This window comes from Priestia sp. J2, assembly GCF_020790095.1.
In the GTDB taxonomy this organism is placed as follows: domain Bacteria; phylum Bacillota; class Bacilli; order Bacillales; family Bacillaceae_H; genus Priestia; species Priestia zanthoxyli.
Genome location: NZ_CP086208.1, coordinates 1,206,400 through 1,232,615 on the forward strand (window position 1 = coordinate 1,206,400; position 26,216 = coordinate 1,232,615).

General features: G+C 38.8%; 24 protein-coding genes and 1 riboswitch. Of the genes, 19 read left to right on the forward strand and 5 right to left on the reverse strand.

All coding sequences use genetic code 11. From position 1 onward, the window contains the following. Positions 1-34: 34 nt before the first annotated feature. The 11 genes from LJY09_RS06140 (at position 35) to LJY09_RS06190 (ending at position 10,557) form a co-directional block, all read left to right on the forward strand. A complete protein-coding gene (locus LJY09_RS06140) occupies positions 35-1,207 on the forward strand; it encodes a pyridoxal phosphate-dependent aminotransferase (RefSeq protein WP_155010452.1) in 1,173 nt (390 codons plus the stop codon). Positions 1,208-1,337: 130 nt separating this feature from the next. Continuing rightward, a riboswitch (SAM riboswitch) is annotated at positions 1,338-1,444 on the forward strand. An 80-nt stretch (positions 1,445-1,524) separates the two neighbouring features. After that, complete coding sequence (gene mtnW, locus LJY09_RS06145) at positions 1,525-2,769, forward strand: 2,3-diketo-5-methylthiopentyl-1-phosphate enolase (RefSeq protein WP_155010294.1); 1,245 nt, start codon at positions 1,525-1,527, stop codon at positions 2,767-2,769. Further along, positions 2,766-3,431 (forward strand): 2-hydroxy-3-keto-5-methylthiopentenyl-1-phosphate phosphatase, encoded by a 666-nt coding sequence (locus LJY09_RS06150; protein WP_028414167.1) that lies wholly within the window; start codon positions 2,766-2,768, stop codon positions 3,429-3,431. Before mtnW ends, LJY09_RS06150 begins: the two co-directional genes overlap by 4 nt. Then, a complete protein-coding gene (locus tag LJY09_RS06155) occupies positions 3,428-4,066 on the forward strand; it encodes a methylthioribulose 1-phosphate dehydratase (protein WP_028414166.1) in 639 nt (212 codons plus the stop codon). Before LJY09_RS06150 ends, LJY09_RS06155 begins: the two co-directional genes overlap by 4 nt. Before the next feature lie 15 nt (positions 4,067-4,081). After that, entirely contained in the window at positions 4,082-4,597 is a 516-nt protein-coding gene (locus tag LJY09_RS06160; RefSeq protein WP_013055961.1) for a 1,2-dihydroxy-3-keto-5-methylthiopentene dioxygenase, read from the forward strand. A gap of 122 nt (positions 4,598-4,719) precedes the next feature. After that, positions 4,720-5,796 carry a sugar ABC transporter substrate-binding protein gene (locus tag LJY09_RS06165; RefSeq protein WP_028414165.1) on the forward strand — a complete coding sequence of 359 codons (1,077 nt, stop codon included), beginning with the start codon at positions 4,720-4,722 and terminating at the stop codon, positions 5,794-5,796. A 16-nt stretch (positions 5,797-5,812) separates the two neighbouring features. Further along, entirely contained in the window at positions 5,813-7,318 is a 1,506-nt protein-coding gene (locus tag LJY09_RS06170; RefSeq protein WP_028414164.1) for a sugar ABC transporter ATP-binding protein, read from the forward strand. Continuing rightward, positions 7,315-8,349: an ABC transporter permease gene (locus LJY09_RS06175; protein ID WP_028414163.1), complete on the forward strand. Its 1,035-nt coding sequence runs from the start codon at positions 7,315-7,317 to the stop codon at positions 8,347-8,349. Before LJY09_RS06170 ends, LJY09_RS06175 begins: the two co-directional genes overlap by 4 nt. 86 nt (positions 8,350-8,435) lie before the next feature. Further along, positions 8,436-9,776 (forward strand): CoA-disulfide reductase, encoded by a 1,341-nt coding sequence (locus LJY09_RS06180; protein WP_028414162.1) that lies wholly within the window; start codon positions 8,436-8,438, stop codon positions 9,774-9,776. A gap of 126 nt (positions 9,777-9,902) precedes the next feature. Then, on the forward strand, positions 9,903-10,040 hold the full coding sequence (locus tag LJY09_RS06185) for a hypothetical protein (protein ID WP_165573317.1): 138 nt from the start codon (positions 9,903-9,905) through the stop codon (positions 10,038-10,040). A gap of 277 nt (positions 10,041-10,317) precedes the next feature. Then, the gene (locus tag LJY09_RS06190; RefSeq protein ID WP_013082228.1) at positions 10,318-10,557 is read left to right on the forward strand and encodes an aspartyl-phosphate phosphatase Spo0E family protein; all 240 of its coding nucleotides are present in this window, start codon (positions 10,318-10,320) and stop codon (positions 10,555-10,557) included. A 64-nt stretch (positions 10,558-10,621) separates the two neighbouring features. Here the strand turns inward: LJY09_RS06190 and LJY09_RS06195 are convergent, their stop codons facing one another. Next, the gene (locus LJY09_RS06195; protein WP_028414161.1) at positions 10,622-11,353 is read right to left on the reverse strand and encodes a ZIP family metal transporter; all 732 of its coding nucleotides are present in this window, start codon (positions 11,351-11,353) and stop codon (positions 10,622-10,624) included. A gap of 156 nt (positions 11,354-11,509) precedes the next feature. Then, the gene (locus tag LJY09_RS06200; RefSeq protein ID WP_028414160.1) at positions 11,510-12,277 is read right to left on the reverse strand and encodes a DUF4931 domain-containing protein; all 768 of its coding nucleotides are present in this window, start codon (positions 12,275-12,277) and stop codon (positions 11,510-11,512) included. A gap of 199 nt (positions 12,278-12,476) precedes the next feature. Between LJY09_RS06200 and LJY09_RS06205 the strand changes: the two genes are divergently transcribed. Continuing rightward, positions 12,477-12,947: a MarR family winged helix-turn-helix transcriptional regulator gene (locus LJY09_RS06205; protein WP_014461070.1), complete on the forward strand. Its 471-nt coding sequence runs from the start codon at positions 12,477-12,479 to the stop codon at positions 12,945-12,947. A gap of 170 nt (positions 12,948-13,117) precedes the next feature. Beyond that, a complete protein-coding gene (locus LJY09_RS06210; protein ID WP_155010451.1) occupies positions 13,118-14,812 on the forward strand; it encodes a M3 family oligoendopeptidase in 1,695 nt (564 codons plus the stop codon). Between the two features lie 25 nt (positions 14,813-14,837). Here LJY09_RS06210 and LJY09_RS06215 read toward each other — a convergent pair whose 3' ends face one another. After that, complete coding sequence (locus tag LJY09_RS06215) at positions 14,838-16,421, reverse strand: PAS domain S-box protein (RefSeq protein ID WP_228307612.1); 1,584 nt, start codon at positions 16,419-16,421, stop codon at positions 14,838-14,840. 340 nt (positions 16,422-16,761) lie between these two features. Between LJY09_RS06215 and LJY09_RS06220 the strand changes: the two genes are divergently transcribed. Then, positions 16,762-17,040 (forward strand): hypothetical protein, encoded by a 279-nt coding sequence (locus tag LJY09_RS06220; RefSeq protein WP_033578378.1) that lies wholly within the window; start codon positions 16,762-16,764, stop codon positions 17,038-17,040. A gap of 51 nt (positions 17,041-17,091) precedes the next feature. Here the strand turns inward: LJY09_RS06220 and LJY09_RS06225 are convergent, their stop codons facing one another. Then, on the reverse strand, positions 17,092-19,206 hold the full coding sequence (locus LJY09_RS06225; RefSeq protein ID WP_228307613.1) for an ATP-dependent Clp protease ATP-binding subunit: 2,115 nt from the start codon (positions 19,204-19,206) through the stop codon (positions 17,092-17,094). A 419-nt stretch (positions 19,207-19,625) separates the two neighbouring features. Between LJY09_RS06225 and nhaC the strand changes: the two genes are divergently transcribed. The 3 genes from nhaC (at position 19,626) to LJY09_RS06240 (ending at position 22,396) form a co-directional block, all read left to right on the forward strand. Then, positions 19,626-21,008 (forward strand): Na+/H+ antiporter NhaC, encoded by a 1,383-nt coding sequence (gene nhaC / locus LJY09_RS06230; protein WP_033578380.1) that lies wholly within the window; start codon positions 19,626-19,628, stop codon positions 21,006-21,008. 293 nt (positions 21,009-21,301) lie between these two features. After that, a complete protein-coding gene (locus LJY09_RS06235) occupies positions 21,302-22,183 on the forward strand; it encodes an alpha/beta hydrolase family protein (protein WP_228307614.1) in 882 nt (293 codons plus the stop codon). 87 nt (positions 22,184-22,270) lie between these two features. Further along, entirely contained in the window at positions 22,271-22,396 is a 126-nt protein-coding gene (locus LJY09_RS06240) for a DUF6254 family protein (protein WP_013082238.1), read from the forward strand. A 65-nt stretch (positions 22,397-22,461) separates the two neighbouring features. On the opposite strand, the gene LJY09_RS06245 is transcribed toward LJY09_RS06240, so the two are convergent. Further along, on the reverse strand, positions 22,462-23,181 hold the full coding sequence (locus LJY09_RS06245; RefSeq protein ID WP_028414153.1) for a 3-ketoacyl-ACP reductase: 720 nt from the start codon (positions 23,179-23,181) through the stop codon (positions 22,462-22,464). A gap of 207 nt (positions 23,182-23,388) precedes the next feature. Here LJY09_RS06245 and LJY09_RS06250 point away from each other — a divergent pair, with 207 nt between their 5' ends. Together LJY09_RS06250 and LJY09_RS06255 are read left to right on the forward strand one after the other, a co-directional pair. Beyond that, positions 23,389-24,987 (forward strand): spore germination protein, encoded by a 1,599-nt coding sequence (locus LJY09_RS06250; RefSeq protein WP_028414152.1) that lies wholly within the window; start codon positions 23,389-23,391, stop codon positions 24,985-24,987. Between the two features lie 24 nt (positions 24,988-25,011). Next, the gene (locus LJY09_RS06255; RefSeq protein ID WP_028414151.1) at positions 25,012-26,211 is read left to right on the forward strand and encodes a Ger(x)C family spore germination protein; all 1,200 of its coding nucleotides are present in this window, start codon (positions 25,012-25,014) and stop codon (positions 26,209-26,211) included. Positions 26,212-26,216 lie beyond the last annotated feature (5 nt).

Here is a 26,216-nt window from a genome sequence, read left to right on the forward strand (position 1 = left end):
GAATTTCAAGAATTTTTTGAGAAGGTGTGCGATGATGAAACAATTTGAGCAATCGGAACTATTAAAAAGTTTACCAAAACAATTTTTTGCATCACTTGTAGGCAAGGTAGGAAAAGTAATGGCCCAAGGGCACGACGTTATTAACTTAGGGCAGGGAAATCCTGATCAGCCTACTCCTTCACATATTGTAGAAACACTCCAAAAAGCAAGTGCTAATCCTATGCATCATAAATATTCTCCATTTCGGGGGCACCAGTTTTTAAAAGAGGCCGTTGCGACTTTTTATAAACGAGAATATGGCGTTGATGTGGATCCTGAAAAAGAAGTAGCTATTTTGTTTGGCGGGAAGGGTGGACTTGTAGAAATTCCGCAGTGCTTATTAAACCCTGGAGATACGGTGCTGGTTCCGGATCCTGGATATCCTGATTACTGGTCTGGAGTAGAGCTTGCAAAAGCAAAGATGGAAGTGATGCCGCTCACGGCTGAAAATCATTTTCTGCCCGTATACGAAGAGATAGGTGAACGTGCTAAAGAACAGGCAAAGCTCATGTTTTTAAACTATCCGAATAATCCTACCGGTGCAGTGGCAACAGCAGAATTTTTTGAAGACACCGTGGCGTTTGCTGCCAAGCACGATATTTGTGTGGTACACGACTTTGCCTACGGAGCCATTGGATTTGATGGTAAAAAGCCAATCAGCTTTTTACAGACTCCTGGTGCAAAAGAGACGGGAATTGAAATTTATACTCTTTCTAAAACGTATAACATGGCGGGATGGCGAGTTGGATTTGCTGTAGGAAATGAAAGTGTAGTAGAAGCTATTAATCTTCTTCAAGATCATATGTATGTCAGCCTCTTTGGGGCGGTTCAAGAGGCAGCAGCGGTAGCTCTGTTAGAATCTCAACAATGTGTGAATGATTTAGTTAAGCGCTATGAATCTAGACGCAATACCTTTATTCAAGGGCTTCAAGAAATTGGTTGGGACGTTACATCTCCAGCGGGTTCCTTTTTTGCATGGCTAAAAGTTCCTATAGGATATACTTCTGAACAATTTTCAGATTTACTTCTTAAAAAAGCCCACGTTGTAGTGGCACCTGGAGTAGGCTTCGGAACATATGGTGAAGGCTATGTGCGCGTAGGACTGCTGACGGATGAAGAGCGCATGAGAGAAGCTGTATCTCGAATAAAAAAATTAAATTTATTTTAAAAACGCATTGACAATCCTTTTTGAGTTGGCTTAATATGTAAGAAGTTAACGAGATTAATAACCGATAAATCCTAGCGGTATTTTTTATTTAGTATATAATCTACGAATTTAATTTAAATAAATAGCAACTTTCTTATTAAGAGTAGGTGGAGGGACTAGCCCGATGAAGCCCGGCAACCGACTTAACGCATGTTAAGCACGGTGCTAATTCTTGCAGCAGCAGCTGAGAGATAAGAAGAGCAACGAAAGCCTCTTCTTAATCACAGAAGAGGTTTTTTTTATTAACGATATTAAACAGCAAGGGAGTTTTTAGCATAATGAGTGAAATCGTTGCAAGCTACTTACTACATGACAATAAAGGAAATTTTCATAAAAAAGCGGAAGGAATTGCTTTAGGACTAACCGTCGGCTCATGGACAGATCTGCCGCTTTTAGATCAACAGCAGCTTCAAAAGCATAAAGGGCGCGTCGTATCCGTAACTGAGCTTCAAGACTGCGAACGTGTTAACGGATATTTAGGCGGAGAGGTTAAGCAGGCTATTGTCAAAATTGCTTATCCAACTGCCAACTTTTCAAGAGATTTACCGGCTATTTTAGTTACGGTTTTCGGAAAACTATCACTTGATGGAAAAGTGAAATTATTAGACTTGGATTTTCCTGATGAATTATTAGCTGAATTCCCAGGACCGCGCTTTGGAATAGAAGGTATACGAGAGAAACTAGGCGTTTATGACCGTCCGCTTGTGATGAGTATTTTTAAAGGCGTGATTGGAAGAGACATGACGTACTTAACAACTCAGCTGCGTGAGCAAGCGCTTGGCGGAGTGGATTTGGTTAAAGACGACGAGATTTTGTTTGATAGTGAACGAACACCTTTTGAAACTCGCGTTACAGAAGGAAAAAAAGTACTGAATGAAGTATACGAAAAAACGGGACACCGCACGCTGTATGCTGTTAATTTAACGGGACGAACGTTTGAATTAAAAGAAAAAGCGAGAAAAGCAGCTGAGCTAGGAGCCGATGCTCTTTTATTCAACGTATTTGCTTACGGGTTAGACGTACTGCAGGCACTTCGAGAAGATGATGAAATTAACTTGCCGATTATGGCACACCCAGCTGTTAGCGGAGCGCTTACGCCATCAGAGTTTTACGGTTTTTCAAATTCATTACTGCTTGGAAAACTATTGCGCTTAGCCGGAGCGGATTTCTCACTGTTTCCATCACCATACGGAAGCGTAGCGCTTTCTCTTGAAGATACGACAGGCATTGCCTACGAATTAACGCGTCCTGTGTACAAATATAAGCAGACTTTCCCGGTTCCTTCAGCAGGAATTCATCCTGGAATGGTACCGCAGCTTGTGAAGGACTTTGGAATCGACAGCATTATTAATGCAGGAGGCGGAGTTCACGGTCATCCAGACGGCGCTATCGGAGGAGGAAAAGCATTCCGTGTGGCGATAGATGGAGTACTCTCTCATCAAACGCTAGCCGAAAAAGCGGAAGAATCAAAAGAGTTGCAAAAAGCTTTGCAACTATGGGGAACAGTAGAGGTGAAAGCATGACATCGTTAAAAATCTTTTGTGACTTTGATGGAACAATCACAAATAGCGATAACATTATTGCTATTATGAAACAATTTGCTCCTCCGGAGTGGGAAAGTATTAAAGACGACGTGCTAGCACAGCGCGTCTCCATTCAAGAAGGAGTAGGGCAAATGTTTGCCTTGCTTCCCGTGGAATTAAAGGAAGATATTATTTCTTATATTTTAGAGACGTCTGCTATTCGAGATGGATTTGATGATTTTATTGCCTATACAAAAGAGCATCATATTCCGCTTTATATTGTAAGCGGAGGAATTGACTTTTTTGTAAAACCGCTTTTGGGAAATCGAGTTGCAGAGGAAATGTTCTACTGCAACGGATCTGATTTTTCCGGTGAGCATATTTCCATTACGTGGCCTCATACATGTGATAAACAGTGTACAAATGACTGCGGCTGCTGTAAGCCAACGATTATTCGCCATCTTGCAGATGAAAGAGATCATACGGTTGTTATTGGCGATTCAATTACAGATTTGCAGGCTGCCAAATTAGCTGACACTGTCATTGCGCGTGACTTTTTAATTAAAAAATGCGAAGAGCTATCTCTACCGTATCGTCCTTTTTCTACTTTTTATGATGTGATTCACCATTTACAAGAATTAACAGAAGAGGTGAAAGCATGAGTATTATGGCTCAGCAAAGATTACACGAGCTTGCAGATATAAAAGATGAGTTGGCAGAGCGCGATTGGTTCTTCGGTACAAGCGGAAACTTAGCGATTAAAGTGGATCAAAATCCGACAACTTTCTTTGTATCAGCAAGTGGAAAAGATAAAAGAAAACGCACAAATGAAGACTTTTTGTTAGTTGATCAATACGGGAAGCCTGCAGAAGAAACGCATTTAAAGCCTTCTGCTGAAACGCTTTTACACGTTAAGATTTACGAGTCAACGAATGCTGGGTGCAGCCTTCATGTACATACAATCGACAACAACGTGATCTCTGAACTGTACGGAGATGAAGGGTTTATTTCATTCAAAGGTCAAGAAATTATTAAGGCACTGGGTATTTGGGAGGAAGATGCGGAAATTACTGTTCCGATTATTCCGAATTACGCGGATATTCCGACACTAGCAGAAGAATTTTCTCACCATATAAAAGGCGATCAAGGCGCGATTTTAATTCGTAACCACGGGATTACGGTATGGGGAAAAAATGCGTTTGAAACAAAAAAAGCGCTAGAAGCCTATGAATTTCTATTTAGCTACCATGTGAAATTACTATCACTTAAAGGCATTAAGCCAAAGGTGCATTTATAAAAGGAGGAAATAAAAATGGCGCAAATTCGCTTACATGTAAATAATAAAAGAATTGAAACTCAAGAGGAAGTATCAGCTTTTCTGGCAAACAATGAAGTTATTTATGAAAACTGGGATATTACAAAACTTCCAGAAAATCTTCGTGAAAAATATGATTTAACTGATGAAGAAAAAACAGAAATTTTAAACGCTTTTGGTGAGGATATTAAAGATATTTCTGAACGCCGCGGCTATAAAGCTCAAGATGTTATCTCGTTATCGGAATCTACACCAAACATTGATGAATTGTTAAAAAACTTTCAGCGCAAGCATATTCATACAGATGACGAAGTTCGCTTTATCGTAAGCGGTCATGGAATCTTTGTTATTCAAGGAAAAGACGGTGAATTTTTTGATGTTGAATTAGAGCCGGGCGATTTAATTTCAGTACCAGAAAACATTCTTCATTACTTTACACTAATGGAAGATCGTAAAGTAGTCGCTGTGCGAATTTTCGTGACAACTGAAGGATGGGTACCTATTTACGCATAACAACTACTTGTAAAGCATAGGTCATGATCACCCCGCTTTTACATCTAAAAGCGGGGTATTCTTTGGATTATTATAAAACTAACTATTTTTATATGAATAATAAGTTTAATAGGAGGAACACCATGAAAAAGAGTAAAAAAATGCTGTGGCCACTTACTTTGCTCGTGCTTCTAGTTTTTGCGCTGGCTGCCTGCACGAAAGAACAGCCAAGTCTAAACGAGAAAGCACAGGCAGCTCCAGCGCAGCAAGCGGCTTCTGCTAAGCCTGTACAGCAAGAAGGAAAAAAGATTACGAAAGATACAAAAATTGCTCTTATTTCTGAATTTACGTCAGGCACTCACGCTGCTCAGTACATAACAGGTGTGACAAAAGCGGCTAAAAAAGCAGGAGTACAGCTATCCGTTTCTGATTCTAATAATGATCAATCTAAAATGGCGGCGTATTTAGACACGGCTATTAACCAAAATGTTGACGGTATTATGATTGACCACGGCCGGGCTGAAACCCTTGAACCTGGCGTGAAGCGCGCGATTGCAAAAGGGATTCCCGTTATTGCAACAGACGTAGAATTAAAGGTAGAAGGCGTTACAACGATTGACCAAGATGATTATATGCTTGCGCTCCAGGGGCTGAAGCAAATGATGCAGGACATTAACGGAAAAGGAAATATTGTATATGCGTTTGTTGGAGGCTTTGCACCGATGGAAAAACGCGACAGCATTTATAAAATTATGATGAATCGCTATCCAGATGTAAAACAAATTGCCACGTTTGGAAGCGCAACAGACAACACCTCTCTAGACACTCAAAATAAAATGGCGGCTGTATTAAAGCAGTATCCAAATAAAGGAGACATTGCAGCCGTTTGGGCACCTTGGGACGAATTTGCAAAAGGAGTCACAAGAGCGATTAAAGAAGCAGGACGAGATGAGATTAAGGTATATGGAGTGGACTTATCTGATGAAGACCTGCAAATGATGCAGGCAAAAAACAGCCCGTGGAAAGCGTCAGCTGCTGTAAACCCAGCTTCAGTAGGAGAAAAGCAGGTTGATCTGCTTCTTAAAAAGATTTCCGGTCAAGAGATCCCTCGTTATTATTCCTTTGATCCGGTTTTAGTCAAACAAACTGACTTGCCTAATCAAACGATTAATATGGACCAGCTTAGTCAGTACGTAGAAGAATGGGGTAAAAAAGAGTAGAAGTGGAGGGACAGACATGACGAACGAGCTTTCAATGAAGAACATTACAAAAAACTTTGGTTCTTTTCAAGCGCTGAACAAAGTTGATTTTACTGTTCAAAAAGGGGAAATTCATGCTTTATTGGGAGCCAATGGTGCCGGTAAAAGTACGTTGATGAAAATATTGTGCGGAGCTTACGACGAGTACGAAGGAAAGATTTACAAAGACGGAGGAGAAATCTCTATTTCTTCTCCTAAAGAAGCGAAGAGCCACGGCATCGGCATTGTACACCAAGAAGTCGATGTAGCGCTGATTCCTTCGCTATCAGTAGCTGAAAACATTGTGTTAGACGTGCAGGTTTCTAAGAAAAGTAAGACATTTGTAAACTGGAAATCTATTTATAAGAAAGCGGAAGAAGCTCTTTCTTTACTTGGTTCTTCTTTATCCGTTAAAAAAAATGTTGTTGATCTAACTCTATCAGAAAAACAGCAGGTGCTTATTGCACGTGCAATTGTACAGAATGTTGATTATTTAATTTTGGATGAACCAACCGCACCTCTTAGTGTGGAAGAGACGAAACAATTGTTTTCTGTGATGAGAGAGCTGAAGAAAAGCGGAGTAGGCATTATTTATATTTCACATCGCCTTCAAGAAGTGGTTGATATTTGCGACCGCTTAACGGTTTTAAAGGACGGACGCTATGTAGCTACAAAAGAAACTTCACATACATCAATTGAAGACGTGATTACGCTCATGTTAGGAACGTCTTCTGTAAAACAGTGGGTCAAAAAATCAGTAGAAGTTGGAAACGAACTTTTACATGTAGAAGCATTATCCCTTCCAGGGCGCCTTTCGAATATCTCTTTTCATGTAAAAGAAGGAGAGGTAGTCGGTATTGCAGGGCTTGTAGGAGCAGGGAAAACGGAGCTTTGCCGAAGTCTATTTGGTTTAGAGCAATATGTCAGCGGCAGCGTTCGGTTAAAAGGCAAGAAACTAAAGTTGAATAAGCAGCCGTATTATTATATTGCACAAGGTCTTTCTCTTGTTCCTGAAGAACGAAGAAAAGAAGGAATTTTTGTTCATGAATCGATTGCCGATAACTTAGTTTTGCCAAGTCTGTCCCGCTTTACAAATTATTCGTTTCTAAAGCGAGGAAAGATCAAAGAAAAAGCGCAGAAAACGACTGGGCAAGTTGGCGTAAAGTCTCATTCTATCGAGCAGTCAGTTGGAACGTTAAGCGGTGGAAATCAGCAGAAAGTAGCAATCGGAAAATGGCTTGTTACGGATTCTGACGTACTGTTGTTCGATGAGCCAACTAAAGGGGTTGATGTGGGCTCTAAGCGAGAGATATTCGACTTAATTACAGGGCTTGTGTCACAGCAAAAAGGCGTTGTTTATGCAACCTGTGAATTCGAGGAGCTGCTAGGGGTAGCGGATCGAATTTATGTTATGTACAACGGGAAAATCGTGAAAGAATTATCCAAAGAAGAAGCAACTAGTGAAAAATTATTTTATTATACAGCAGGAGGAGTAAAAGGATGAGTGCGGAGTATGTAACAGAACCTGTAGCGAAACCAAAGAGAAAAATAAGCGTTTTCGACTTTTTTTACAAATATGGGACAGTCTTAATGATTTTTGTTATTATGATTATTTTTTCCATTGCCACACCTAACTTTTTAACAGGAGAAAACATTAGTGATATTCTGCGCTCTATTTCCATTGTTACCTTAATTGCGCTTGGTGTAACGATATCGTTAACCGTCAACGGACTCGACTTATCTGTAGGATCTACGGCTGGTTTAGCCACTATTTTATCAGCTTCTATGCTCGTTTTACATAGACAAGAAATTGCAGTCGCGATCATTGTTCCGATTATTGCATCGCTTCTCATCGGGTTAGTGAATGCTTTTTTAGTAGTGAAAGTAAAGATTCCTGATATTTTAGCCACGCTTTCCATGATGTTTATCGTACAGGGGATTTTATTAACGTATACAAAAGGCTCAGCTATTTATACCAATATGCCTTTACCAAGCGGAGAAAGAGCTCCGGGAATTTTCATTCCTTCTTTCCTTGCGCTGGGGCAAGGTCACTTTCTAGGTATTCCCGTCCCTGTGATCATTATGCTGCTGACTGTGCTGCTTGTTCATATCGTTTTTTCCTATACAAAGTTTGGTCGTTTTTTCTACGTAACAGGAGGTAACATAGAAGCAGCAAGACTTTCGGGTGTACCGGTTAATCGTTATCGTATGTATGCCTATATGTTTTCAGGTTTGCTTGCTGGAATTGGAGGAGTCGTTTTAGCTGCCCGTATTGGAGTAGGAGAAGTGAACGCAGGCTCACCATTTTTAATGGATGCCGTAGCTGCGACATACATTGGTTTTTCCGTATTTGGAGCAGGGAAACCGAATGTATTCGGGACGCTGATTGGCTCTATTTTAATTGGTGTGCTGTTAAATGGATTAACGATGCTAAATGTTCCGTATTATATGCAAGATATTATTAAAGGAGCTGTATTAGCAGGAGCCTTGGCTTTAACGTATTACCGCTCGAAACAAACATCTACGGCTGTGTAAACAGCCGTTTTTTTTCGTTTGAAATCGGGAAGAATAAGGAAAAACAATAGTATAATCTATTATTTATGTAGAAAGAGGGAGTATAGATGAAACGTGTCGTCATTATAGGAGGAGTAGCCGCCGGAATGAGCGCAGCTTCACAGCTTCGCCGGATGAAAGAAAAAGAAGAAGTGGAAATCCTTGTGTTTGAAAAAGGTGGAGATATCTCTTACAGCGCATGTGGCATGCCTTACTATCTGTCAGGTGTTGTAAAAGAAAAAGACGATTTGATTGCTCGTACGAAACAAGAGTTTGAAGAGCGAAATATCTCCGTCCATCTTTTTCACGAAGTTAAAGAAGTAAACCATACAAAGAAATACATAGTAGCACAAAATGTCAAAACGCACGCTGAAAAAGAGATAACATATGATGAACTCATCATTGCAACTGGAACAACGGCTGTTAAACCTAATTTTATGAGTGATAACATGCCGAATGTATGCACATTAAAGTCATTAGAAGACAGCGAAAGAATCTATACATATCTACAGGCTCACTCCGTAGAAAAAGTCACTATTATTGGTGGAGGATATGTCGGAATGGAAGTAGCTGAAGCAATGAAGGCTTTGGGAAAAGAAGTACGGGTCATTGAACAGGGAAAGCAGATTCTATCTATTTTAGATCAAGACATGGCAGAGCATCTACAAAAGCAGCTAGATGACGATATTTTATTTCATTTCGAAGAAGAAGTGGAAGCATTGCTGCATTCAGATGGTTCCGTCACTCACGTTCAAACAAACCGTCAAACGTACCAAACGGATTTAGTGATTGTAAATGTAGGAGTTCGTCCGAATACGCAATTCTTAGAAAGAAACGGACTAAGAATGCTTGAAAATGGAGCTATTTTAGTAAACGAGAAGTTGGAAACCAACGTGCCTCATATCTACGCAGCGGGAGATTGTGCAACGAGCTATCACCGCGTATTAAAAAAAGATGTTCATATTGCTCTTGGAACCATTGCCAATAAGCAGGGAAGGGTTCTTGGTTACCGATTAGGGGGAGAAAATAGAAAATTTCCGGGTGTTCTAGGTACAAGCATTGTCAAAGTGATGGACTATGAAATCGGAAAAACCGGCATTTCAGAAAGAGAAGCAAGAGAAAATTCTCTTTTATACAAAACCATCACAGCCGGGGCTCCGAGTCATGCTTCTTACTATCCAGGAGCTGAAAAGATTGTGATAAAACTTGTTTATCATCCTGAAACAAAAGAGATTTTGGGGGTTCAAATGATTGGGAAAGAAGGAGTTGCAAAAAGAATCGATGTATTTGCGACAGCTATTACTTGCCGCCTCACAACAGATGAAATAACCATGCTAGATCTTTCGTATGCCCCTCCTTTTGCTACGGTATGGGATGCTGTACAAATCGCTGCTCAAAAAGCTGAATAAAAAAGAGGCTGGGACAAAAGTAGTTGAGTCCAAGTAAAAAAAGAACCATTCATCAACCTGTTTGATGAGTGGTTCTTTTTTTTTTGATGGTGCACATCGTTTTATTTGTTTCGTTCCTTCTAGCAATTGATTGGAGGGCAAGGAGAAGACTCCTGCGGGAAAAGCGGAACAGGTGAGACCCCGCAGGAGCGAAAGCGACGAGGAGGCTCAGCGGCCGCCCGCGGAAAGCGAAGCCTTGCACGGAAATCAATTGCGGTGTCATAAGCAGTCCAGCTCATGTATCTCATTTGTTCGTCTTTCGTTTGGATTTATTTCGTTATGTCTCAACCTCTTTTTTATTCGACAAGCAGCATCTTTTGTCGAAAAACAACTTGTAAAAAAAAGATAAACGGTATTCCTATAGTAATGTAAGCGTTTATAAATTCCGACAAAATAATTTTTTTGCGAAAAAAATGTCTATTATTGCGACTCTATTTACATATTTAGTAGAATTTGTAATAATGCGTTATAAGCTAATTTCTTTGTCATAGGAGAGGATTTTGTGTTTGGAGTGAGAAATAGAACGAAATCAGAGAGATTATTAGTGGAAATCGTCCAAAAAAGACAAAAGATGGTGCAGCTCGGAGAAGAAAAAGGTCTGACTAATGAAGAAACCGTTACCTGTAGTCAAGAGCTTGATCAGCTCTTACTCGTTTATCAAAAGCAGCGTTTAAAAGAAGAGGAAGAAAAGACATCGTTTGCCACACTGATTAGCCGCTTTTTATCTTTTTCAAAGCTGTAATGCAGGACAAGCATTCGGGATCGGGCAGTGAAACAATTACGCTGCCCGTGGCCTCTCTTCAGCTTTAAAAAATGTTAATTAAAAAAATCATAAACAAAATACCAAAAATAAACGAATAAGTAGCAAATCTTTCGTTTCCATCGCCGTGACTTTCCGGAATTAACTCTTTATAAATAATAAAAAGCATGGCTCCGGCAGCAAACGCTAATCCATATGAAACGAGAGACTCCACAAAATTAGTTAAATAAAACCCGAGTAAAGACGTTACAATTTCAACTGATCCTGTAAGGGTAGCAATTAAAAATGCTTTTATTTTACTGATATTTTGCTGAGCTAAAAATAGCGCGACCAACAGTCCTTCAGGTGCATTTTGAAGACCGATTGCAAGGGCAATTAAGTTCCCTGTATTTTCAACATTTGAAGCGTAGCTCACACCAACAGACAGTCCTTCAGGAAGGTTGTGCAACGTAATAGCGGAAACAATTAAAAGTGCTTTTTCATCAAACTGTATGCCGGTTTTAGAATGCTCAAGATCAATGTGAGGAATATTCTGCTCCAACAGTGTTAATGTTACCACGCCAAGCAGTAAGCCAATCGCTAAGGAAAAAAAACCGCCGCTTTGAAGAGATTCTGGAATTAAGCTCATAGTAGAAGCTGCTGTCATAATGCCTGCAGTGAGCGCAAGAAGTATATCTTTCCAGCGATGAGTGAGTTCTTGATTCAAAAATAGAATAGGCAAAGCGCCTACTCCAGTCGATAGCGCAGAAAGAATGCTTCCAATTAGTACCTCAGTCATAAACCGTCTCCTTTTACGTATTCTTCTTTTTATCCTCAATTCACATCGTTCTTTTAGTGTATGTTTTTTTGTTTTCTATGAGCATGACTATTTTAAAAATGAACAGCTTTATGCAATAATTTTACAAAAAAGTTGAACCAGTGAAGGTTCAACTTTTTAGGTGAAGTACAGCTCCTGAACTTGGTTAGCAATGTGCTCAAGCTTATTGGAAACTTGAGGAATGCCATATCCTACATACAAAGGAGATGTGGCAAAGCGAGGAATGATTTTCGCTGCAATTTTGCCGTTTTTAAGATTATAAAAAAACAAGTTGTAGCTCGTGCAGCTACGATGAAAATGATTTAATAAATAGTGAGCAGCCGTTTGAAGATAATCTGCAAACGTGTGCAGCTCTTTGTCAAGCTGATCTGTTATCACGTTAAATTCAAAAAAGCCCATTCGAGGTTTTACAGATAAATTAAATGTGACGTGTTCATTTTTGGCAATTGTGACTCCTTCAAACTGCTCTAGCTTCACATTTTCATTTACATCCATCTCATTTAAACCAATAATTTGCATATGAGGATGTCGTAATGATCCTCCGGACATGGGGCCGTGATTTTTAAAGAAAAGAACAGAAGCATATTCTCCGCTGTTCATCATCGATATCCATCGTTCAGTAGCAAAACTCAGCAAGGTATACAGATGTTCTTTTGGATAAATAGATAGTTCTGAAGAACACTCATCGGTCTCAATGATAACCGTCTGATAAGCATCTTGCAGAACGGGAAACTTATTTTTTAGCCAAATGATAGGTCCTTGTTTTTCAATGATGCCTGTAAGAGATTCTACGTCGCAAAAGGGACAGGGGTTTTGCCGGTTAACGATTGTTTCAGGCTTTTGCGAACCAATCGCGGAATTAAATAATAAATGGGTTGGTTTCATAATCATTCACCTTTTTATGTAATGTTCATATGTTTATTGTATTAAAAGCATATGTATAAATCCACTTATATACATTTTTTATCAAAAAAATTGTACAAGCAGAGAGAATAACCGATGAAATAAGCCTGCTTTGATTGACTTTGAAGGGAAATTTTAGTATTATCTTGATATCAAGATAATATCAAAGGAACTGATTAAAATGACGAATGATGTAACTAGAGAAGAGTTAGACCAATCTCTTAAATTATTTATTGTACTATCTCGTGCCAATCGTTCAATTAATGATCATGTGCATAAATTTATTCAACAGCATGGAATGAATCCAACCGAATTTGCTGTCCTAGAGTTATTGTACCACAAAGGCCAGCAGCCTCTTCAGCAAATTGGCGGAAAAATTCTGTTGGCAAGCGGCAGTATTACGTATGTAGTAGACAAGCTTGAGAAAAAAGGCTTCTTGGAGCGCGTTGCTTGTCCGAGCGATCGTCGCGTAACCTATGCAGCTATCACCAAGCAAGGCAAGGAAATGATTGAAAGCATGTTTCCGAGTCACGAAAAAAGAATTCATGATATTTTATCCGTTTTATCTAGCGAAGAAAAGGAAGTTGCCATTTCGATGCTTAAGAAACTAGGGCACTATGCAGATGAATTTTTGCCGGAATCGACTAATTAATTAAGGAAAGCTCGTTTGTTTCTGTTGAACAAACGAGTTTTTTCTATGACTTCTTTCATGGCCAATCGACATCAAAAATAAAAAGTGACAAAAAATTGAAATTAACAGGAATACAGCTGGATAAAAACGAATTAGGTTACATACAGACAATAGAGGAAGGGGAACAAATGATGAAATTTGAGAATTATACATATACGCGACCTGATATGAATGAAATTGAAAAGCAGTTTGAAAAGGCCATTACACATTTTACGGAAGCAGCGTCAGTCAGTCAGCAAAATGAGGCAATTCGTCTAGCAAACGATGCGTATTCTCAGTACAGTACAATGGGGAACATCTGCTATATTCGTCATTCTATCGACACAGCCAATGAATTTTATAAAGAAGAACAAGACTATTTTGATGAAACACAGCCGCTTTTAGAAGGATACGTAGAGAAATTTTACAAAGCCTTAATCTCTTCACCTTTTAAACCGGAACTAGAAGAAAAGTGGGGAAAGCAGCTGTTTTCTCTTGCTGAAATGCAGTTAAAAACGTTCTCTCCTGAAATAGTAAAAGAGCTGCAGGAAGAAAATAAGCTATCATCTCAATATACGAAGCTAGTGGCGTCAGCTAAAATTGTATTTGAAGGAGAAGAAAGAACGTTAGCTCAGCTCGATCCGTTTATGGAGTCACCTGATCGAGAAATGAGAAAAAAAGCAGCAGAAGCGAAGTTTCAATTTTTTACTGATCATGAAGAGGAATTTGATGATATTTACGACAAGCTTGTAAAAGTGCGGACTAAGCTTGCTGAAAAATTAGGCTATAAAAATTTCGTAGAAGTGGGCTATGCTCGTATGTCTAGAATAGGGTACGATGCTGAAATGGTTGCCGCTTTTCGCCAACAAGTGAAAGAGTATATTGTTCCCCTTACTGAAAAACTAAAAAAGCGTCAGCAGGAAAGAATTCAAGTAGAGAGCTTAACTTATTATGATGAACCGTTTCAGTTTGAAACAGGAAACGCAGTGCCAAAAGGTGATGAAAAGTGGATTATTGAAAATGGACGGGTTATGTATAAGGAGCTTTCTAAAGAAACGGACGAATTTTTTTCCTTTATGCTTGAAAATAATTTAATGGATTTAGTCGCTAAAAAGGGCAAAGCAGGCGGAGGCTACTGTACGTTTATTGAAGAATACAAAGCGCCGTTTATTTTTTCAAACTTTAATGGAACATCAGGCGATATTGATGTGTTAACGCACGAAGCAGGGCATGCTTTTCAAGTGTATTCCAGCCGAGATATGGAAACCAATGAGTATCACTGGCCTACGCATGAAGGAGCTGAAATTCATTCGATGAGCATGGAGTATTTTACATGGCCTTGGATGGAGTTGTTCTTTAAAGAGGACAAAGATAAATACCAGTTTTCTCATTTAAGCTCAGGCTTAACTTTCTTGCCTTACGGGGTAGCAGTTGATGAATTTCAGCATGCTGTATACGAACGTCCTGAGATGACGCCTTCGGAACGAAAACAAACGTGGCGAGAAATTGAAAAGAAATATATGCCTTCTAAAAACTATGACGGCCATCACTATCTAGAAAGCGGGGGCTTCTGGCAGCGTCAGCTTCATATTTACACGTCTCCGTTTTATTATATTGATTACACGCTCGCTCAAATTTGTGCATTTCAATTTTGGAAAAAAGATCGGGAAAATCATGAACAAGCATGGCAAGATTACGTTCATTTGTGTAAGCTTGGCGGAAGTAAACCATTTTTAGAATTAGTAGAGGAAGCGAATTTGATCTCTCCATTCGAAGAGGGCTGCGTGCAGTCTGTAGTAGATGAAATTGAAAGCTATTTAAATAGTATTAATGATAAAAAGCTATAAAAAAAGCCGCGTTTGCGGCTTTTTTTTATTGACATGTTCCTTCTTTCCATAAAGGAATCGTAAGGGTAACGCTGGTTCCTTCGCCCACAGTGCTTTTAATCTCAAATGTTCCTTTATGCTGATACAGAATGTTTTTAATCACAACAAGTCCAAGACCGGTGCCTGATGGCTTCGTAGTAAAAAAGGGCTTTTGAATGTGCGTAAGCAAATTTGAGGGAATACCTACTCCTGTATCTTTAATGAAAATAGTAAGGCCTTTAGTATGCTGAGTAACGTTTAAATGAATTTCTCCTCCGCTAGGCATAGCTTCGAGCGCATTTTTTAATAAATTAATGAGTACTTGCTTAATTTGATTGGCATCACAGCAGATGTATGTATGCGGAGCTTCCACCTGCGTTTTAACTACGACGTTTTTTAATACACATTCTGATTCATACAGAAGAATAACGTCATTTAAAATAGTAGAGAATGCATGTTTTTTCATAACCGTATCATGAGGTTTAGCGAGCAATAAAAATTCTCCAACGATTGAGTTAATACGATTCAGTTCACTCAGCATGATTGTTGTATAAGAATGATAGCGGCTGCTGTCTTCATGAATAAGCTGAATAAATCCATTCAGGGAAGTAAGCGGATTTCGAATTTCATGAGCGATGCCAGCTGCCATTTCGCCGGCTAAAGATAATTTATCGGTTTGGCGAAGAAATTTTTCTGTTTCCTTTTCTTCTGTAAGATCGCGTGAAATACCAAAAAGCGCAACGACTTGCTGATCACGATTAAAAATAGGTGAAACAGTAATTTCTACGTCAATTATTTTTCCGTCTTTTCGCTTATCTTGGGTTTCAAAGGCTACCAGCTTTTCTCCTTTTTTAACCCTTTCTAATCGGTTTTCAGCGTCGCCTTTTAAGCCAGCAGGAATAAATGGGATGGCTTTTCCGACAATTTCTTCCGCTTTCCATCCGTATATTTGCTCAAAAGCATCGTTTACTTTAATCACTTTGCCGTCTAGACTGAACACGGAAATGGCGTCGCGATTGTATGTGAAAAAAGATTGTAAATACTCTTGAGCTGAGTAAAGTTCATCTTCGGTTTTGTTCATTTTGACCGTCGTAATAGCAATCAATTTTTTAGAGAAATGAGCACAATACAACAAAATAATCATTGTGATCAGCGTAAACAAAATGAAATAAACGATATCTAATTTCACGAAAGTCACAGATGTAAAAAGAGTGTTGCTTACATAAAAGTACAAAACAATTATTATGGACATTAATGTAGAAGTTACAATAGCGATATAGCTATAGTAAATAAAGCTAACAATTATTCCAAGAAACAAAAACAAATAATTAATAACAGCAGGTTCAATAGATGTTATGTACGCAATATAGGCATAATAGCATATAAAAAAAGAATACATAATGATAGCAGGATGAAAATGAAAGTAATACATAGCCGTCACTACCAATAATAAAATTCCTCCGCTTATAAAAACAATCAGGTGAGGATCAGCTGCAATAAAGTGATATAACACAATGTGGACAAAATACAGCAGCCAGAAAACAAGTAAAAGAATAAAATTACGTTTTTTTATGAGGTTGTGTGATTCCATAAAAAATCCCTTTCTTAAATGGTGAATAACTTTATAGGAGAATAACTTCATAGTCAGCTAGTCGCACGATACAGTAATATATCACTCATATTAGCATAGTTACAACTATGTGAATAGCCGAATTGAGCACTTAGACCAAGGAAGATAGATCTAGAATGTGGCTGGTCATAAACTATTAAGGAAATATGAGGGGAATATGAACGAAATGAAGGAGATGTAAAGCTTTTGTGATAACCTTGTAAAAGTGAACTTTTTTCCAATTGGATAGGCTATACTGCCAGTAGAGCCATATGAATGGTGACTACATAGAGGCTCAGATGATTCGAAAGGAGACGGTAAAATGAACAAAAGTTTATTAGTCAAGTTATTTGGATCACTTCTAGCAATTATGTTAATCACAGCATGCAACTCACAAACGGATGAAAAAGATGCAACAGAACAGCAAACCGAACAGTCGGATGATACTCAATCGGAGGATACAACGACAGATGATTCACAGGAAACAATGAAGCAAGACGAAGCAGATGATTCATCTGGGGATGAAGCAGCTGATGATCAAGAAGAATCAACGGATAGTGCGGACGAAAAAACAGATGAAAAAACAGATGAAAGTAAATAAACGAAAGTATTTCTATAAAAAAAAGCGACTCAAGTAGAGTCGCTTTTTCTATTAGTTTTGTACGGTGATTTCGCTTGCTTCATTTAACGTTACGTTCACTGTTGATACGTCCGCATCATCTAACAGTAAATCTGTAATTCGATCTTCAAGCTGTTCTTGAATTGTTCGGCGGAGTGGTCTAGCACCGAATGCAGGGTGATAGCCAAGTTCAGCCAGTTTTTCTTTTACCTCATCTGCTACGCTCAGCGTGATGTTTTGTTCTTGTAATGTTTCTTTCAATTCAGCAAGCATAAGGTCAACGATTTTAATCAAGTTATCTTTTTCAAGGTGATTAAATTCAATGATTGTATCAAATCGATTTAAAAACTCTGGTTTGAAATAAGATGAAAGTGAATCTAAAACGGATGCCTGCTTAAGCGCATCATTTTCTGCGTCAAACCCAACCGTAATTTTCTTTTCACCTACACCAGCGTTACTTGTCATAATGATAACCGTGTCTTTGAAGCTTACTGTGCGACCTTGACTATCCGTTAGACGTCCATCTTCTAAAATTTGCAAAAACATATGCTGAACGTCTGGATGAGCTTTTTCAATTTCATCTAGTAAGATGATGGAATAAGGGTTACGGCGTACTTTCTCTGTTAATTGTCCTGCCTCTTCGTGACCTACGTAGCCAGGAGGTGAACCGATTAATTTAGACACCGCGTGTTTTTCCATGTATTCACTCATATCTAGACGAACCATAGCATCTTTTGAGCCGAATAGTTCTTCAGCTAATGTTTTGGTTAACTCTGTTTTACCGACACCTGTTGGACCAACAAATAAGAATGAACCAATTGGGCGATGCTTCGCTTTTAATCCAGCGCGAGAACGTCGAATCGCTTTTGCTACTTTTTCGACAGCTTCCTGCTGTCCGATTACTTTTTGAGCTAAGTGCTCTGCTAAATGCTTCATTTTTGCTGATTCATTTTCTTGAAGTTTACCAACAGGGATACCCGTTTTCTTTTCAATAATGGCTTGAATGTCAGCAATATCCACATTCATTTTTTGCTGTTCTTCGTTTAGTTGTTTTTCAAGAGCAGCTTCTTCATCGCGCAGTTTTGCCGCTACTTCATATTTTTCATCCTTTAGCGCCTGCTCTTTTTCTTTTGTAATTTCTTTTAAGCGAGCGGCCGCGTCGTCTTTATTTGTAATGCCTGCCTGTAAGTTCATTTTTGAACCTGCTTCGTCTAGCAAGTCAATTGCTTTATCAGGCAAGAAACGATCTTGAATGTAGCGGTGTGATAAATTTACACAAGCGCGGATCGCTTCATCTGTATAGCTAACGCCGTGATAATCTTCATATTTACTTTGGATTCCTTTTAGAATTTCAACGGCTTCTTCTACAGACGGTTCGTGAACCATAACCGGCTGGAAACGTCGTTCAAGAGCCGCATCTTTTTCAATGGAACGGTACTCTTTTAAAGTTGTAGCTCCGACTACTTGAAGTTCACCTCGTGCAAGAGCAGGTTTTAAAATATTGCTTGCGTCCATTGAACCTTCCGCTGAACCTGCTCCTACAAGAAGGTGGATTTCATCGATAAATAAAATCACGTTTTTTCGCTGTTGAAGCTCAGAAATTAACTGTTTCATACGCTCTTCAAATTGACCTCGCACGCCCGTATTAGCTACGAGTGATGCTACATCTAACAGATATACATCTTTATTTAGCAGCTTTGCAGGAACTTTTCCTTCCGCAATTTTTAAAGCCAACCCTTCGACTACAGCTGTTTTACCAACACCGGGTTCTCCAATTAGTACCGGGTTGTTTTTGTTTCTTCTATTTAAAATTTCAATGACGCGCTCTACTTCTTCTTCGCGGCCAATAACAGGGTCAATTAATCCCGTTTTCGCAATTTGAGTTAAGTTTCGACCAAATTGATCTAAAAAGCCTCCGCCGCCGTTTCCTTGCTGTGGCTGCTCCGGTGCAGCTTGTTCGTGCGCCATTTGCTTGAATAAATCATCGATGTTCATAAAGCCGCCACCTCCAAAGCCTGATGGGATTTTATGTTCTTTCATTAGTGCTTGATAACATGTATGACATAAACGATATTGAGATTTTTGATTATTTGTTTGTACATTTAATTGAATAGATGCTTCACGTTTATTACAGTTTTGACAAATCATTTAATTAGCCTCCCTAAATGATTTTAATCGAAGATCAGCAGGTGTTTGACCTTTCTTGACCTTTCGTAATCTCATTATACTTTGACCTTTTTTGACTTTCAAGTCTTTTGCTTAAAAATTTTTTGAGGGAAGTTCCTCGCTTATGTACAAAAGGTAGTACATTAAAAAAACGTGTGTTTTGTGTGTACCCGTTTTATATATATAAAAACATTAGAAGCATTTTGTACAATGATTTGCTTAGATAGAGAATAAATATTAATAAGAAGAAAAGTGGAAAAATGAGTGCAGAGCCTGCCGTTGGATAAAATAAGTTATTGACAGCAAGAAGGATAAAAATTATACTCAAGAAGGTTTGCACTTAACTGCGTAAAAGCATAAAAGCGTTTAAGTGAAAAAGAAAGATAGAAAGGGAATACCTCATGAAAAAAGAAATTTCATTTATACAATCAATAGCGGTGGTTTTGGTGCTATTAGCTATTATTTTTGTTTCATTATTTATGTTAAAGCTGCCGCCTCATATTCCGCTAATATTTGGTGTAGCATTTATTAGTGTGATTGGCTTTTTGTTGAAATATAAGTGGACAGAAATGGAGAAAGGCATTTTAGACGGTGTTAGACTTGGCATTAAGCCTATCCTTATTCTAATGCTGATCGGGATGCTCATTGCGATTTGGATGGTAGGAGGAACGATACCGACGATTTTATCCTACGGCTTCCACTGGATTTCACCGCAGTACTTTTTAATTAGTGCTTTGGTTATCACCGTGTTAGTTTCAACATTCACGGGAAGTTCATTAACAACCGTCAGTACGGTAGGAGTCGCTTTATTTGGCGTGGGAACTGCTATTGGTGTACATCCAGGGCTAGCAGCAGGGATGATTGTTTCAGGAGCTGTGTTTGGAGATAAGATGTCTCCATTGTCTGATACAACAAATTTTGCTTCTGGTATCGTTGAAGTGCCGCTCCCTAAACATATTCAGCATATTACGTGGACGACGGTTCCAAGTATTGTTATTACAGCAATCATTGCATTGGTAATCGGAATGAACGGAAATCATGAAAGCGTCAATTACGGAGAAATTCAAGGAATTCAAGAAGCATTAAAACATACGTTTAATTTACACGTGTTAACGTTGCTTTCTCCACTCTTAGTTCTTATTTTTTCGATGAGAAGAGTCGATGTATTGCCAACGTTAGTTTTAGGGATTGTAACGGCCATTATTACAGGAATGATTACACAGCATGAATTTACGCTGAGTCAATTGCTAGGGGTTCTTCAAAGCGGGCCGGCAATCGAGTCAGGAAATAAAGTAGTCGATGCGATTGTAAACAAAGGCGGATTACAGTCCATGATGTTTTCTATTTCTCTTATCATGATTGCCTTGTCGCTAGGTGGCTTGATGAGAGCGGTTGGAATTATTGATGCTTTATTAAAAGGATTAGCAAAACAAATCCGCCGCAGCGGAGACGTTATTTTTGCTACGCTTCTATCTTCAATTGGAGTGAACGTTATTACAGGAGAACAGTATTTATCAATTCTTCTGCCTGGGCAAACGTTTAAGCCGCTGTATGAAAAGTGGAACTTAGATCCGAAAAACTTATCACGAACGCTTGAAGACGGTGGAACGGTTATTAATGCTATTATTCCGTGGGGTGTCAGCGGAGCTTTTATTTCAACTGCATTAAATATTCCAGCGGCTGACTATATTCCATTTACATTCTTTAGCATTTTATGTCCGATTTTTTCAATTATTTTAGCATATACAGGCATTGGTATTGCCAAGAAAAAAGCTCAGTCTTAACTGGGCTTTTTTCTTTTTAAAAAAGGACAGGTAAAAAACGACAAAAAAAGTATCATTCCACTTTTCAAATCTATAATTTAATAATACAATTTACTATACGTCTTTCCTGTTCATGTATTTGTATGAATTCTTATTTCTTTATTAATGAAGAAATTTGGGTTTTGCGGTATGATAAATAAGCTGTATTGGCGATGGGATGAATGCCCTTTTTAGCAAACATTTAAGAAGGGTAAAGGCAAATGAAAACACTCATTATAAAAGAGAAAAGATATTTATTGAGGAGAGGGTTTCTGTTGAAAAAATGGGGCATCATTGCATTAATCACTGTAGCTGTGCTCGGTGTGACAGCGGTTTTTAACCGAGCTGAAAGTGATGATGTAAATAAAGAAAAATTGAATTTATTATCGCCTTATTCAAATAAAGTAGACGTATATAGCATTACGTATCCTAGTGATAATTTAAAGATAAAAGGGTTTTTAGTACAGCCTAAAGACATTGCAGACAAACATTATCCGCTTTTAGTATATAATCGCGGAGGAAATCGAGAACATGGCATGATTCGCGCAAAAACACTTCAGTATTTGTCATACTGGGCAAGTAAAGGCTACGTCGTTGTTGCGACTCAATACAGGGGAAATGGCGGAAGTGAAGGAACAGAGACGTACGGCGGTAAAGATATTGACGACGTATTAAATCTTATTAAATGGGGAGAACAGCTTCCTTATGTAAATCACCAGCAAAAGGTAGCGCTAGGATATTCACGCGGCGGTATGATGACGTATTTAACGATGAAAAACGGCGTTAAATTTGATGCTGTTGTCGTACAATCAGGTATTACAGACATGTTTCAATTCTACGACCAAAGAGGGCCTGAAATGAAACAAGTGCTGCGGACAATTGTAGGAGATCCGGCGCAGTATCCAGAGAGGTATAAAACTCGTTCTGTTGTCTACTGGAGCGATAAAGTAAATTCACCTCTTTTAATTTTACAGGGCGATCATGATTGTAAAGTTCACCACACTCAGGCTGAAAAACTTGTGAAACAGCTAGATGAGCAGGGAAAAGAATACAAATATGTACTGTACAAAAATGGAGACCATCCGCTAACTGCTTATTATGATCAATACAACGCGGAAATTGATAAATGGTTTAAAATACATTTAGCTAAGCAGTAAAGAAATTGGAAGCAGTTTTGATGAATGGAAATAAGCAGCTTGTTTTATCCTACTACATGTAAGCATATAAAAAGGGGATGAAGCAAAATGACTCAGTCTAAAAGTCAAAAAGAGCGTCAGTGGAACGTACGAAAGCAATCACAAAACCCATCGCATGGAAAAGTAAAGTCTTTTGAAGAACTATCAGAAGAAATCACGCCTAAACGTAAATAAGCTAACCATCATATAAAAGAAGACACAAAAAAGGAGAGCTGAAGCTCTCCTTTTTCTATGTTTGTTTATGGATTTGTAGACCACATGCCCGCAGATTTGATAAAAATACGCGGATGCAGCTTTAATTGTGCTACCATAATTTCTGCTAGGTCTTCAGGCTGCATCACTTTATCAGGATTGCCATCCGTTAAGTTTTCTTTATATGCTAATTCCGTTGCTACTGTACTTGGTGTTAGAGCTGTTACACGAATATTGTGTTTGCGCACTTCTAGCGCTAAAGATTCAGTTAAGCCAAGCACGCCAAATTTTGAAGCGCTGTAAGCACTTGTAACGGGAGCGCCTTTTTGACCAGCAGTGGATGAAATATTGATGATGTCTCCACCATTTTTTTCGATTAATTGAGGTAGAACGGCGCGCGTTACGTAGTAAACGCCCATTAAATTCACATCAATGATTTGTTTCCACTCAGCTGGGTCTAGCTCTAAAAAGCCTCCGAATTTACCGATTCCCGCATTGTTGATTAAGATATCCGTTGCCCCTAATTTTGTATGTAGATGCTCAACTGCTGCGTTTACTTCTTCCATAGAAGAAACGTCTGCTGTTGCATAAGCAACTTGTACATCAAATGCTTCCAGTTCAGAAGCCACAGCCTTTAAATCTGCCTCTGTACGAGCAATTAAACCGATATTTACGCCTTCTTTTGCTAATTCAATTGCAGTTGAACGACCGATGCCTTTTCCTGCTCCTGTAATAAGAGCTACTTTGCCTTTAAGTGATTGTGCCATGTATAGACTCCTTTCAATGTTCCGTATAAACATTCTTCATAATAACGAAGAATTATCCATTACTATCCTATAGAAATGCACAAATGATGTCAAAAATAAAGATTATTAAAATGGCTTCAAGTATAAATTTCCTTTTCATACAAAAACTATAGAGACTAAAAAGAAGAAATTCCGTTTCTTTTCGTTCAATGTAGTGGAGGATGAACAATGCGTATTAAAAAACTATCGGAGTTAACGAATAAATCCAAACAGCGGAAAGAAAAAGCTGGTGAATCGAAGGACTCTAAGGCAACTAGTGCTTCTTCCACTGAGGAAGAGCAGAAATTGTCGGAGAGAGTGGGAGATAATATATTCCACATGAAAAAAGCATTAGGACAGAGCACGGACTTAGTGACAAGAGAGTTTCGAATTTCAATTGAAGAAAAATTCACTTTAGGTGTTGCTTACATCGACGGATTGGTAAATAAAGATGAAGTTGAACACTATGCGCTGGACTCCATTATGCATTATCACGATGAGCATTTAACTCATGATGACGGTGTCGTTAATATGTACGAATTGATTAAAAGCTATAGTTTGGCGGCCGGTGAAATTATGGAAGCCAAAACATTGGATGATGCTCTTCTTCATGTTTTATCAGGAGATACCGTGCTGTTTTTAGAAGGGTATCAAACGTGTATTGTGGCAAGTACAAGAGGGTGGAGAGACAGGGCTGTTTCTGAACCACAATCTCAGACCGTTGTAAGAGGACCTCGAGACAGTTTTACAGAAACACTGCGAACGAATACCGCATTGATTCGGCGCCGAATAAAATCTCCAAAACTTTGGATTGAATCTCAGCAAATAGGAGAGTTTACAAAAACGGATATTGCGCTCGTTTATATAGACGGCATTGCGGATGAACAGGTCATTCAAGAGGTAAAAGAGCGTCTTTCTAAAATTGATATAGACGGTATTTTGGAGAGCGGATATATCGAAGAGTTGATTCAAGATGAAGATTATACACCTTTTCCTACTATGCATAACACGGAGCGTCCAGACTCCGTGGCAGCAGGTCTTTTAGAGGGGCGGATAGCCATTTTAGTAGACGGTACACCTTTTGTATTGATGGTTCCTGCCCTATTTATTCAATTTTTTCAGGCGGCCGAAGATTATTACCAGCGCGCAGATATTAGTACATTGATTCGCTTAATGCGCTACATGGCATTTTTCTTAGCCCTTTTAACACCTTCTGCTTATATTGCTTTAACTACTTTTCATCAAGAGATGCTTCCTTTTGCTTTGTTAATTAGTATTGCAGCTCAAAGGGAAGGTGTGCCTTTTCCAGCTATTATTGAAGCGTTTATTATGGAAATCACGTTTGAAATTTTGCGAGAAGCGGGAGTCCGATTGCCTCGAGCAGTAGGTTCAGCTATTTCAATCGTGGGAGCACTCGTTTTAGGAGAAGCCGCCGTACAAGCTGGATTAGTATCGCCTGCAATGGTTATCGTTGTATCCATCACCGCTATTAGTAACTTTGTTTCACCGGTGTATGATATGGCCATTGCAGTAAGGATGCTGCGCTTTATTTTAATGGTTTTAGCAGCTACTTTTGGCTTGTTCGGTATTATCCTCGGGCTAATTTTAATGATTTTACATTTATGCAGCTTAAGGTCATTTGGAGTCCCTTATATGACACCTATGGCTCCCTTTGTGAAGCGTGATCAAAAGGATGTTCTAATTAGACGTTCAATCAAAAAAATGAAAACAAGGCCAAAGCTTATTAACGAGAAGAATATTTCACGTCAAAAGACGCAAAAAAACTAAACTGTGCAAAGGTGGCCGGTTACTATGAAAGCATTTCTGATGTTATGTATCTGTTCATTGCTGTTAAGCGGCTGCTGGAGCAGTCGAGAGTTGAATGAGCTAGCCATTACGGTTGCTGTCGGAATTGATAAAGCAGAAGATGGCATTATTGTTACAGTTCAGCTGATTAACCCTGGTGATATTCAGGCCAAAACCCCTACAAACGGGCCTTCTGTTACCACATTCTCTATTAAGGCTTCGTCTGTAATGGAAGGGTTAAGAAAAATAACGACAAAATCCCCGCGGAAAATTTATCTTTCTCATTTACGAATGCTAGTCATTAGCGAAAGCATGGCGGAAGAGGGTATTGCTGAAGTGCTTGATTTCTTTGCTCGGGATCATGAAGTGCGTACCGATTATTTTGTTGTTGTTGCTAAAAACACGAAAGCATCGAGCGTTCTGAACGTATTAACAACAATTGAAAAAATACCAGCTAACCATATGTTTGCTTCATTAGACGTCTCTCAGCGTATTTGGGCACCCACGAGAGGCGTAAAGTTAAATGAACTGATTAGTAACTTAACGAGCGAAGGAAAACAGGCGGTGTTATCGGGAGTATTGGTCAAAGGCGACGTGAAAAAGGCAGGAGATATGTCCAGCATTTCCCGCACCAATCTGTCCACCCTGCTCAATTTTAAAGGATTAGGTGTCTTTCAAAATGATAAGCTGATCGGCTGGTTCAATGAAGACGAAAGTAAAGGATATAACTATATTACAGGAAATGTAAAAAGTACGTTAATTGTTATTCCATGCGAAGGAAAAGAAAAACAGCACGATATCATCGGAGTAGAAATGCTTCGAACGAACGTGAAGGTAACGGCTTCTATGAAAAACCATAAGCCTCATATTCACGTGGATTTAAAAGGTGAAGCAAACGTGGCAGATGTAGAGTGTCAAGTAAACTTACAGGACCCAGCTGTAATCAATATGCTCGAACGAAAAACAGCAGCGGACGTAAAAGAAAAAATGAATGACGCAGTGGAAAAAGCTCAAAAAGATTATAAAAGTGATATCTTCGGTTTTGGAGAAACGTTTTACAGACAAGATGTAAAGAGATGGTACAAAATGAAAAGAGACTGGAACAGAATTTACGCAGAAGATTTAACCGTCGATTTAGATGCCAAAGTTCAAATCCGTCGCTTAGGCACGTTAAATAACTCATATATGAAGCAAATGAAGCATTAAGGAGA